Source organism: Azospirillum brasilense, from assembly GCF_003349955.1.
Lineage (GTDB): Bacteria > Pseudomonadota > Alphaproteobacteria > Azospirillales > Azospirillaceae > Azospirillum > Azospirillum brasilense_B.
In genome coordinates this window covers 218436-230491 of record NZ_QLKQ01000001.1, presented here as the reverse complement: position 1 = coordinate 230491, position 12056 = coordinate 218436, and the positions used below count along the sequence as shown (strand labels likewise).

General features: G+C 70.2%; 6 protein-coding genes. 3 read left to right on the top strand and 3 right to left on the bottom strand.

Going from position 1 to position 12056, the window contains the following annotated elements; genetic code table 11:
* Nucleotides 1–11: 11 nt before the first annotated feature.
* The 3 genes from DXK32_RS01005 (at nt 12) to DXK32_RS00990 (ending at nt 9116) form a co-directional block, all read left to right on the top strand.
* Nucleotides 12–7322, top strand: a complete 7311-nt coding sequence (locus tag DXK32_RS01005; RefSeq protein WP_282184561.1) for an Ig-like domain-containing protein — start codon at nt 12–14, stop codon at nt 7320–7322.
* Nucleotides 7323–7451: 129 nt separating this feature from the next.
* The gene (locus tag DXK32_RS01000; protein ID WP_247876913.1) at nt 7452–8267 is read left to right on the top strand and encodes a RibD family protein; all 816 of its coding nucleotides are present in this window, start codon (nt 7452–7454) and stop codon (nt 8265–8267) included.
* A 507-nt stretch (nt 8268–8774) separates the two neighbouring features.
* Nucleotides 8775–9116, top strand: a complete 342-nt coding sequence (locus tag DXK32_RS00990; protein WP_247876910.1) for a hypothetical protein — start codon at nt 8775–8777, stop codon at nt 9114–9116.
* 27 nt (nt 9117–9143) lie between these two features.
* Here DXK32_RS00990 and DXK32_RS00985 read toward each other — a convergent pair whose 3' ends face one another.
* From DXK32_RS00985 to DXK32_RS00975, 3 genes are read right to left on the bottom strand one after another with little or no spacing between them, the layout of a single operon-like run.
* Nucleotides 9144–9974 (bottom strand): quinoprotein dehydrogenase-associated SoxYZ-like carrier, encoded by an 831-nt coding sequence (locus tag DXK32_RS00985; RefSeq protein WP_114856774.1) that lies wholly within the window; start codon nt 9972–9974, stop codon nt 9144–9146.
* 4 nt (nt 9975–9978) lie between these two features.
* Entirely contained in the window at nt 9979–10938 is a 960-nt protein-coding gene (locus tag DXK32_RS00980; protein WP_247876909.1) for a quinoprotein relay system zinc metallohydrolase 2, read from the bottom strand.
* Between the two features lie 20 nt (nt 10939–10958).
* Nucleotides 10959–12056 carry a hydantoinase/oxoprolinase family protein gene (locus DXK32_RS00975; protein ID WP_114856772.1) on the bottom strand — a complete coding sequence of 366 codons (1098 nt, stop codon included), beginning with the start codon at nt 12054–12056 and terminating at the stop codon, nt 10959–10961.

Genomic DNA, 12056 nt, shown 5'->3' with positions numbered 1-12056 from the left:
GCGCCTGGAGCATCACCGCGGCCTCTCTGAGCGACGGCACGCACACGCTGACGGCTGTGGTGACCGACGCGGCGGGCAACAGCTCGTCCGCCCCGTCCGCGCTGACCGTCACCATCGACACCGGGGCGCCGTCGGTTGCCGTTGCGCTGAGCAAGACGACGATTGGGATGGGAGAGACAGCAACCGTCACCTTCACCTTCAGCGAAGCGCCAGTTGGCTTCTCCCTTTCGGCGGTTGCCGCGCAGAACGGAACGCTGTCGGATCTGTCGGTCGTGCCCGGAAGCGATGGGCTGGTCTATACGGCCATCCTGACCCCGAGCGTGGAAACGGTCGCCTCCGATAGCCGGATCACCGTGGCAACGGGATGGGGTGACGCCGCCGGAAACAATCCGACGGGCAGCGCGACCTCGGCCGGCTATGCCATCGACACCCGGAGTCCGTCCGGCAACACGGCTCCCGTCATCGGTGGCGCCGTGGCCGGCCAGGCGACCGACGACACCAACAGTCGGCAGCCCTTCGGCACTCTGACCGTCTCCGACAATGACACCGCTCAGGTCCAGACGGTCGTGGTGACGGTCCGTGATTCGGGCGGCACGGTCGGTGACGCCACCGGCGCCTTCACCGCCGCCAGCCTCGCCGCCAGCGGCTTTGCCAAGTCGGCCGCCGGCACCTACACCCTGACCGCCAGTTCCGCGGCGGCGGCCCAGGCCGCCCTGCGGCTGCTCGATTTCCAGCCAGTGGCCAACCGGGTGGCGCCCGGCTCCCAGGAAACCACGGCCTTCACCGTGACGGTCACCGATGCGGACGGCGCGTCGGTGACGAACAGCACCACCAGCGTCAATGTGCTGTCGGTCAACGACGCCCCCGTGCTGGCCCAGGCGCTCGGCACCCGCAACGTGGACCAGGGGCAGGCGTTTTCCTACACGGTTTCGGCTGGGGTCTTCACCGACGCCGACACCGGAGACAGCCTCACCCTCAGCGCGACCAGCGGCGACGGGTCGGCGCTGCCCTCCTGGCTCAGCTTCGATCCTGTCACCGGAAGGCTGTCCGGCACGCCGGGCAACGCCGACGTCGGCACCCGGACGGTGCGGGTCACGGCGACCGATTCCTCCGGCGCCACGGTGTCGGATCTGCTGACCATTGAGGTCGCCAACGTCAACGACGCACCGGTCGCGGCGAACGACACGGGCGAGACCGACCGGCTCACACCGGTCACGGTGGTCGCGTCGAACGGCGTGCTCGCCAACGATACGGACCCCGATGTCGGCGACCGGCTGACCGTCAGCGCGGTGAACGGGGACGCCGCCAACGTCGGCCAGGCCATCACGCTGGCCGGGGGCGGCCGCCTGACGCTGAACGCCGATGGCGGCTACAGCTTCGACCCGGCGGGCGGCTACGGCACGCTGCTGTTCGGCCAGACCCGGCAGGAGACTGTCAGCTACACCGTCTCCGACCAGTCCGGCGCGACCTCCACCGCGACGCTGACCATCACCGTGCGGGGAACCAACACCCCCCCGGCGGTGCAGGAGGCCAAGCACGTCGCCATCGACCAGAATTCCAGCCGCGTGGGGCTGTCGATCGACAAGCCGGTCGATCCGGAAGGCGACCCGCTGACCATCACGGTCACCGGCCTGCCCACGGTCGGAACGCTCCAGCGCTACGACGGCACGGCGCTCGCCGTCGGCGACACGCTGACGCCCGACCAGCTCGCCGCGGTGATCTACACGCCGCCCTTCGGCGCGACCGGGGCTGCGGGGGCCTTCAGCTACACCGTGTCCGACGGGACCCATCTGGTCGGCCGCGCGGTGACGATCAGCCTGACCCCGGTGCAATGGCTGAGCCTCACCCCGTCCAGCCTGTCGATCGCGGAAGGCAACAGCGGGTCCACCAGCCTGACCTACACGATCACCCGGCGTGGCGACACCTCGGGCGCCACCACGGTCAAGTGGCAGGTCGACACGACCGGCCTGAGCGGCAGCCTCGCCGACGCGGCCGATTTCGGCGGCACGCTGCCCAGCGGCACCATCACCTTCGCCGCCGGCGAGACCAGCAAGACCATCACCGTTCCGATCAGCGGCGACCGGCAGGTCGAGGGCAACGAGCAATTCCGGGTGCTGCTCTTCTCCCCCTCGACCACGGTGGCCGACGCCAAGATCACGGTGGAGACCGCGACGGCGACCGGCACCATCCTCAACGACGACCGTCCCGCCACCGTCACGGCGGTGACCGGCCCGGCCGCCGGCCGTTATCTGGCGGCGCGCGGCGACACGCTGGACTTTACCGTCGCCTTCAGCGACGCGGTCGGCGTCTCCGGCGCGGGCGCGCCGCGGCTGGCGCTGACCATCGGGACCCAGACCCGCTACGCCACCTTCCTGCGCGTGGACTCCGGCAAGCTGGTGTTCCGCTACGCCGTCGGCGCGGCGGATCTGGACAGCGACGGCATAACGGTCGCCGGGACCATCGACCTGAACGGCGCGCAGATCCTCGACAGCGCCGGCAACGCGGTGACCAGCCTCGGTTTCGGCAGCGCGGCACCGGTCACCAGCCATGTGCTGGTCAATGTCCGCGGCGGCCACGCCATCGACGGCTACATCGCCGGCGCCACGGTGTTCGCCGACGCCAACGCCAACGGTCAGCTCGACGCCGGCGAGGCGTTCGGGACCACCAACGCGGTGGGAAGCTGGTCGATCCCCGGCGGCTCCGGTCCCATCGTCATGATCGGCGGCACCGACATCTCGACCAATCTGCCCTTCACCGGCGTCTACGAGGCGCCGGGCTCGGCGTCGGTCATCACGCCGCTGACCACCATCGTCATGGGCATGGCGGGGCTCGCCGGAACCGACAGCGAGATCGCGGCGGCGGCGACCGAGCTGAAGAGCAAGCTCGGCATCGACGCCGGCATCGATCTGCTCACCTACGACCCCATCGTCGCGGTGACCACGGCCGGGGCGGACGCCACGGCCATCGCGAGGGCGCTGAAAACCCAGGCCGCCGCCGCCAGCGTTGCCAACGTGATCGTCCAGGGCAGCGCCGTGCTCGACGCGGTGGTGATCGGCACGCCGCGGGCGAGCGGCGTGATCGGGCGGGCGCTGGTGGGTGCCATCGCCGACGCGATCAAGGCGGTCCCGGCCGGCGGGACGATCGATCTCGCCGATCCGGCGGTCCTGGCCGCAATCCTGGCCGCCGCCGGGGCGCGGATCGGGGCCGTGGACAGCACGAAGCTGGCCGCGGTGACGAATGGCGCGGCCAACGTCATCGCCGCGTCGAACGGCGCGGTGATCACCGCCGGCACAACCAACAGCGGCGGCGTCGATGGGCTGACCCAGATGGCCCAGGCCCAGGTGGTGGCGCAGGGCACGGCGGCGGACGAACTGCGCAACGGTACCGCCGCCGGCGACGTGTCGGGCGCCGTCACCGCCTTCACCGGCGCCAATCTCCAGCAGCAGATCAACGCGGCCCAGGTGGCCGTGGTCATTCCGTCGCGCCTCGCCATCGCGGCGACCGACGCCGACAAGCGGGAGGGCGACAGCGGCACCACCGCCTTCACCTTCACCGTCACCCGCGCCGGCAACACGAGCGGCGCGCTGACGGTGGACTGGGCGGTGGCGGCCGACGCCGGTCCGGCGGGGGCCACGCTCGACGCCGCCGATTTCGGCGGGACCCTGCCGTCGGGCAGCGTCTCCTTCGCCGATGGCGAGGCGACGAAGACCATCACCATTCTGGTGTCGGGCGACACGGACATCGAGCCGGACGAGACCTTCACCGTCACCCTGTCCAACCCGTCGGTCGTGGCGACGGCGATCGAAACGGCATCGGCGTCGGGGACCATCCGCAACGAGGACCCGGTCGACTCGGTGCTGACCCTGCCCAGCTCCCCAACGGTGGTGGCGGGGACGGCCGCGGCCATCGCCGGGCTGTCGGTGATGGACGGCGACAGCGCCACGGTGACGGTGACCCTGACGCCCGGCCACGGCAGCCTCGGCCTCGCCGGCCCCGCCGCGGTCAGCACGGCCGGCGACGGCACCGTGACGGTCAGCGGCAGTGTAGCCGACGTCAACACGACGCTCGCCTCGCTGGTCTTCACCGGCTCCGGCGGGCAGACGGCGGGCAGCATCGCGGTGACGGTGGCCGACGGCGACCCCTCGACGCCGGACGCCTCGGAAACGCTGGCCATTGTCATCCAGTCGCCGCCGGCCAATGTCCTGCCGAGCAGCCCCACCCTGGTCGCCGGCCGCTCGACGGAGGTGCTGGGGCTGGAGATCACCGATAACGACGGCGGCACCATGACCGTCGTGCTGACGCCGACCAACGGCACCCTCACCCTGCCGCTCTACGGCTCGGCCACGACGAGCGACCTCGGCGACGGCAAGGTCCGGCTCACCGGTTCGCTGGAGGACGTGAACCGCACCCTGCAGCAGCTTGAGTTCACCGCGTCGCACAACGTCACCAGCGCGTCGATCCGGTTCGAGTCCTCCGACGACCAGCCGTTGACCCCGGATGCCGACAGCCTTCTGGTCATCGGCGTGCTGTCCTCGCCCGAGCACACGGCGCCCGCCACCCTGTCGGTGATCTCCGGCGTGGCGACGGCGGTGACCGGTTTGTCGGTCAGCGACTACGACAGCCCGACCCTTCAGGTCACGCTGACCCCGACCAACGGCGCGCTGGCTTTGACGGCGCAGGGCGGCGTAACCCTGACCCAGCCGTCGGCGGGAGTCTGGCGCCTTGTCGGCACGCAGGCCGACATCACGGCCACGCTGGCCACCCTGACCTTCACCGGCACAGCGGGCGAGACCTCCGGGACGATCCGGGTGACGACCAGCGACCTCGGCACGCTGACGACCGACGCCGAGGCGACCATCGCGGTGACCATTGCCGATCCGGCGACCCTGGTCGCCCCGACGCTCACGCTGCCGCAGCCGATCACCCTCGACCAGGGCCTCGACACGGCGCTGACGGGCATCCAGATCACCGATCCGGACAGCCCGTCGATCACGGTGACCCTGGCGCCGACCCAGGCGACCCTGGGAGCCACGGCGGCGGGGCAGGCGAGCGTCGCGACCGCGGGCGATGGCACCGTGACCATCAGCGGGTCGGTCACCGACGTGAACGCGACCCTGGCAACCCTGCGGATCACCGGAGGCACCGCCGCCACGGCGACGGTCGCGGTGACCGTGAGCGACGGCCTCACCACCCCGGCCACCGGCACGCTGACGCTGCCGATGGTGGACGTCACCCCGCCGGGCCCCCCGACGATCACCGCCGTGAGCACCGACTCCACCGGCACGCTGCCGGTGACGGTCACCAACACCAACCGGCTGTTCGTGCGCGGCACGGCGGAAGCCAACAGCCGCGTCGTCCTGTCCGACGGCGCGACGGAGGTGGCGACCGTCACCACCGACGCGCACGGCCTCTGGATCGCCGACCTCAGCGCGGGGCCGTTGGCGGACGGCACCCACGCCTTCACCGCCCAGGCGACGGACGCGGCAGACAACACGGGCCCGGCATCCGCCGCTCTGTCGGTGACCATTGATACCATCGCCCCGACGACGCCGTCGGTGACCTTCAACGACGCGTCCATCGATCAGGCCAAGCAGAGCAGCGTCGGATTTGTCCTTTCCGGTGGTGAGAATGGGGCGACCTACCGCTGGACGCTGTCCTCCTCGGGCGGTGGCGGTTCGCTGACGGGGACCGGAACGCTCACCGGGGCGAGCGGCACGGTCAATGGGATCGATGTGTCCAGCCTGCTCGACGGCACCCTGTCCCTGTCGGTCACGTTGACCGACGCGGCGGGCAACGTGTCGTCGGCCGGGACGGCGACCGCGGCGAAGGACGCGGGAGTGGTGGTGGACGGCGCGCATGTCCAGACGCTCGCGTCGCAGGTCAACGGGCGGGCTGTCAGCACCGTGGTGATTGAGGCCCCCGCCGCCGGCCGTGTGGATGATTCCGGCAGTCCGAACGCCGGGTTGGCCGATGTGCCGTTGGTCCGGGAGACGGTGACCGACCCCTCGACCGGACAGCCGGCCGTGGTGACCACATTGCAGGTCGGCTTGCCGACCGGAGTCGGGCTGACGGCGAGCGGCCCAGCGGCCCGCGGGGCGGCGCCCCTGATGGAAGCCGACCTGATCCAGGCGATCGAGGCGCGCACGACGGCGGGGTCGGCCTCGCGGTCCGACCTCTCCAGCGGCGGGGTTCGGTTCCTGGGCACGCTGTCGCAGCAGGCGACTCCGCTTCTGCGCACGCTCGCCTTCACCGCGTCCACCGCGCCCGGAGGAGCGATGGTTCACATCGCCGGCTCCACCCGGGAGGCCAGCCTGCCGACGGTCCTGGTCATCGATACGACCGGCTCCGCGGTGCCCTTGACCATCCAGCTCGACCATGTGGCGTTCGCCGCGGTCATTGGGTCGGCGACGCTGACCGGGGGCGAGGGCAATCAGGTGGTCTATGGGGACTCCGGCGCCCAATCGATCATCCTCGGTCCCGGCGACGACTTCCTGTCGGGTGGCGGCGGCAACGACACGGTGGCCAGCACGTTCGGCAACGACACGCTGTATGGCGACGCCGGCGATGACCTGATGCACGGTGGCGACGGCGACGACCTGATGAATGGCGGCTCCGAGAACGACACGATGGGCGGCGGCGCCGGGCGGGACACCATGGGGGGCGGCACGGGCAACGACATCCTGTTCGGAGAGGGTGGCGACGACGTCCTGTTCGGGGAGGATGGCGACGACATCCTGTCGCTGGGGGCCGGGAACGACATCGCCGACGGCGGGAACGGCAACGACACGCTGTTCGGGGAGGACGGCGACGACACGCTGTTCGGCGGGGATGGTGACGACATCCTGTCGCTGGGAGCCGGGAACGACATCGCCGACGGCGGGAACGGCAACGACACGCTGTTCGGGGAGGACGGCGACGACACGCTGTTCGGCGGGAGTGGTGACGACGTCCTGTCGCTGGGAGCCGGGAACGATATCGCCGATGGCGGCGACGGCAACGACACGCTGTTCGGCGGAGCCGGCGACGACGTCATGTTCGGCGGGGCGGGGGATGACCTGCTGTTCCTCGATCAGGGCGCCGACACGGTGTGGGGAGGCGCCGGAGCGGACATCTTCGCGTTCGGCGGGACTTCCGGCGGATCGGTGGTGATGGACTTCACCGCGGGCACCGACCGGCTGGCGCTCTTCGACTCCTCTCTCGATCTTGGAAGAGTGATCGCGTCGGCGCGGGTCGTGAACGGCAGCACCCTGCTCGACCTTCGTCCGGGGGTGAGCGTCACCATTGTCGGTCAGACCGGCGATGTCGCCCGCTGGTTCTCCTGACGGGAAGGGGCCTGACGGGAAGGGCGGCAACGCCCCCCTCCTTCCGCGCCCTTGGCCGCGCCGATGGCGGTGCTATCGTAGGGCATGGCTGCGCGTGTGCTCAGGCTTCTTCCGGGGCCGCCCGAGGAGGTGGCGTTGGCCGGGCTCTATGCGGCCGAGGCGCTCCACACCCTGGGCCGCGCCGGTGCGCCGTTCGTCTATGCGAGCTTCGTCGGCAGCCTCGATGGGCGCATCGCCGTGTCGGACCCCGCCAGCGGAGCCAGTCACCTTCCGGTCGAGATCACCAGCGAGAACGACTTTCGCCTGTTTCTCGAGTTGCAGGCCCAGGCCGATTGTCTGGTCACGCATGGCGGCTATCTGCGCGATCTCGCGGCCGGCCGGCTGGACGACGTACTTCGGATCGGGACCCACGCCGTAGGCCGCGACCTCGCGCGCTGGAGGCAGGAGAACGGCTTGTCCGCCCAGCCCGCCATCGTGATCGCCAGTGCCAGCCTTGATTTTCCGGTTCCGGAGTCGGTCATACGGGAAAAGCGGCGCGTTCTGGTCGCGACGGGCCGGCAGGCCACGCCGGAGAGGGTCGATGCCCTGAAGGCGCGCGGTTTTCCGGTGATCGTGGCGGGAGAGGGAAACGGGGTGGAAGGGGCGCCGCTGGTGCGCGAACTCGGTGCGCTCGGCTTCCGCAGCGTGTATCTGCTGACCGGCCCCCGCATGCTGTCCACGATGCTTCGGGGCGGCGCGCTGTCACGGCTTTACCTCACCATCACGCACCGTGTGGTGGGGGGGGATGACTTTCACACCATGGCGACGGGGGCGCGGCTGGAGGGGGCTGGACGTCTGCGCCTGTCCTCGCTGTATTGCGACGCCGCGGGGCCGGATGGCACGGGCCAGTGGTTCGCCCGGTTCGAGCCGGTGCGCCCGGAGCGGCAGGGTCAGGCGGGGCCTTGACTCGACATTCTGTCGAAACAGACGAGCGGGCAGCGAGGGCGAGGCACGCCGCTGCCCGCCGTCAAGTCGCGGTCATGGGCATGTGGTCATGGGCATGATTGGGCATGATGAGGCACACGGCTTCGCCGGTACCGCGCCGTCAAAGTTGTGCGCAGGCGTAGGCGTTGATTTCGGTGCCGACGGCGATGACACGGATTTTCGGTTTGCGCCAGGTTTTCATGATGCGCTCCCTCAGTTCCTGAACGGATGAAAAGGACCATCTGTGGTTTTGGCCCTCTTGAGGAAGCCTACCGGCCCAATCCTGGAGCGGCCACCATACGAATGGATAGCCGCATGGGAAATACGTAGGGAATGTTTGCGGTGAAAGAACGCCGAATGTATTCAGTTCTGGTTTTGAACGGCCAATCTTTCCCGTAGCCGTCTCCAAATGCGTGCTTGAGACGACGGGCTCGATCGTCACACGATCAGGACGCGCTTTTTGGGACAGACCAGCATGGATCCGACCCGATGACGAGGAATGGTCTTCCGGTTGCGTTGCTCGCGCTTCTGATCGGTTGCGGCACGGCGCAGGCCGAGGACGGCTACCCCACTTACGCCCGCGTCGATTACGTTCTCGGCTGCATGCTGTCCAACGGCCAGGGGCCGGACGTCGTGCGCAAATGCTCCTGCAGCATCGACGAGATCGCCGCGCATTTTCCCTACGACAGCTACGTGGCGGTGGAGACCGCGCGGGGCATGCAGGAGGCACCCGGCGAGCGCGCCGCGCTGATGCGGGACGTCGGGTGGATCAAGGACTTGCTGAACGATTTCCGGCAAGCCCAGGTCGCCGCCGACCTGAAATGCTTCTGACGGGTCCGGCGGCGGCACAGGCGGCCTTCAGGAACCGGAATTGGCGCGGATCGGCCAGCTCTCCTGGAAAACCCGCCCGTTCGAATCCTCAGCGGTGACGTCCAGCGTTCCCTGCTCCTCCGGCACCAGGGAGAAGTGGATGCTGGGGTCTTCGCTCATCGAGATGTCCGATTGCACGTCGAGCACCGGCGCCCCGTTGTAGCGGATGGCGACGGTCTTCACGTAGTGGGCCGGGATGAAATAGTGGTTGAGCTGGTCATACTGCATGCCGGTGTAGTTGGGGTGGCTGATCAGCAGTTGCGCGGTCAGCGGCTTTCCGGCGACGATGTTGTCGGGAAGGTTCAGCTTCATCTTGCCCATGCGGGCGACGGCGAGCTGGGCGTTCTTCAGGGCCGGGGCGGAGCATCCCCCGGACGCCTTGACGAATTGCGTGGTGCGGAGCAGCCGCCCGTCGCTGGTTTCCGCGACGGCGGTGATGTTGGTGTAGGCATTGACCCGCAGACGGGTGTCGATCGCCTGCGGGCTGTCGCCGTGGGGGAAACGGAAGGTCGCGGCCATCGGCACGGGATTCTCATCGACGATGAGGTGGACCGCGGTCACCTGGACGCCGCTTCCCGGCGCCGTCACGATCCGGATGGGCACGACCGCCGCGTCGTTGGCCCGCTTCGGCGCCTCCAGGCTGAGGAGGGGGCCGGCGTCCTCGACCGTGCGGCCCGAGAAATACATGTCGCGCAACAGGTCCCAGCGCTCCTCCTGCGGCGAGGCCGCCAGAGCGCCCGCGCCGCTCAGGCACAACCACGCCGCTCCCGCCAGCGCGGTGACCGACAGCGTTGAAATCGTCCGGTGCGGTGTGGTCATGGTGTCATTCCCATTCCAGTTCGGCGAAGGCCGCCGTCACGTTGCGCGGGTTGTAGGACTCGAACAGGCGCCAGCGCGGCGCCTCGTCGGCGGCGACCGTGTCGACCGCCTGTTGGATCGTTCCGTGGGCGGCCTGGACCTCGCGGACGCCCTCGACCACCCGGCCCAGATAACGGCGCAGATCCGCCGCGGCATCCGGCCAGGGGGATGAGGGCGGGCCGTGTCCGGGAACGACGCGCGCCGCCGGTACCGCGGCCAGAGCGTCGAGCGTGCGCAGCCAGCCGAGGACCGATCCGTCGATGGCCGGTGCCCGCTCCATGAACAGCAGGTCTCCGGCCCACAGGGTCTTCGTCCGCCGGTCGAGCACCGTCAGGTCGTTGTCCGAGTGGGCCACCGACCACGCGGCGAGGTCGAGCACGCGCCCGCCCAGATCCAGCTCCAGGCGGTCGGCGACCGCGAGGGTCGGCGGGATGATCCGGACCTCCGCGGCGGCGGCGGCACCGACCGCGGCGTCGAACGCCTGCCGGTAATGCTCCCCCCGCGCCGCCAGGGCCGCCTGGAGATTGCCGTGGGCGACGAAATCGGGCTGGTCGGGCAGGAAGGCCACGTTTCCCAGAATATGGTCCGGGTGCATGTGGGTGTTGACGACGTAGCGGATGGGCCGGTCGGTGTGGGCGCGGATCGCCTCACGCAAACGATGCCCCACAATCGGCGAGCCGCCGCTGTCGATCACGGCGACGGCGTCGTCCCCGACGACGAACCCGCAGTTGGCGATGTCCCCGGCGTTGGTCGCGTCGGTTTCCTCGTGGCGGCCGGCGTGCACGAACACACCGGGGGCGACCTCGAACACGGGCAGGGGATCGGCCGTTGCCGGGGCCGCCGCCCCAAACAGCCAGACGGACAGCCAGACGCCGGCCAGCGCCGCGCGAGCGGACGGCCGGAGGAACGTGGCCGCAGCAGCCATCGTCCGGTCCTGCATTGTGTTCAATCACGCGAGTATGAAACCGTGTCGACAGGGGCGGCAACCGGGCAAAGGTGTTTGTGCGGCGCACCGTGAAAGGCCAGCCAGCCGACGCTGACGGCGGGGGCGAACCATCCCGTGCGCTCCCGCAAGGCCGGCGCCACCGGCAGATGCGCTTCGAAATCGCGGTAGGCCACTCCCCGGCGTTCGGCCAGTCGCTGCACCAGGAAACGGCCGACCCCGGCGCCGACGAGCGGCGGGGCGTCCGCCATCAGGCCCCGCGACAGCACCTGATCGAGCGCGTCCTCGATCCGGCGGAGCTGGCGTTCCGCGAGATGGTGGGCGAGGCGGCTGGCCTTCGGCAGACCGCCCGGCTCCAGATCGTCGCCGACCATCCGCAGCAGGCGCCGCGCGCTGGCGGTGATGCCATGGTCGCGCCCGTCCGCCGTCGGGTGCTGGTCGGCGCCTTCCGGAAGCGTCCCGGTCAGGCGGTGAACGTCGGCCATGGTCGCGAACAGTTCCGCCATCAGCGCGCGCCGGCCTCCGCCATAGGGGACCGTGCGGGCGACCGCCATGACCGGGGTTCGCACGACGCCCGTGTAGACCAGCTCCCCGCTGTCCAGCCGCTCGGCGTCGGAATAGCCGGCATGGAGCGGGGCGCCGCCGACAAGCGGGACGATGTCGGTCGTCGTGCTTCCGACATCCAACAGGACGCCGTCGCCGCCCGCCGCGGCCAGCAACGCCGTGGCGTACCAATTGGCGGAGGCCACCGCCGCCGCGCAGTCCGGCACGGCATCGACCGGCACCAGCCCGCGGGGACCGGCGAAGACGCTGAGCGTCGCGGCGGGCAGGGCGGACCGCATCGTGGCGGCGATGCGGCGCACGCCGTCGGCGCGGTCGTCGAACAGGTCCGCCAACTCCCCGGTCATCGTTGCGGCGACGTGGCATGGCATGCCCCAGCGGGTGATCACCGCCGCGACGGCCTGCTCCAAGCGGTCGAGTCCCTGCCAGAGCGGGCAGGGCCATTGGTCGAGGTCGCGGAGCGTCCCCGCCTCATTGAACAGGGCGGCTTTCAGATGCGCCCCGCCGATGTCCAATCCGATCAACGCGCCGCCATCCAT

Excerpts from the sequence above, each read along its gene's own strand:
- DXK32_RS00990 (WP_247876910.1), top strand. The coding sequence starts at position 8,775 with ATGACGAGGAATGGTCTTCCGGTTGCGTTGCTCGCGCTTCTGATCGGT.
- DXK32_RS00985 (WP_114856774.1), bottom strand. The coding sequence starts at position 9,974 with ATGACCACACCGCACCGGACGATTTCAACGCTGTCGGTCACCGCGCTG.
- DXK32_RS00980 (WP_247876909.1), bottom strand. The coding sequence starts at position 10,938 with ATGGCTGCTGCGGCCACGTTCCTCCGGCCGTCCGCTCGCGCGGCGCTG.
- DXK32_RS00975 (WP_114856772.1), bottom strand. The coding sequence starts at position 12,056 with ATGGATGGCGGCGCGTTGATCGGATTGGACATCGGCGGGGCGCATCTG.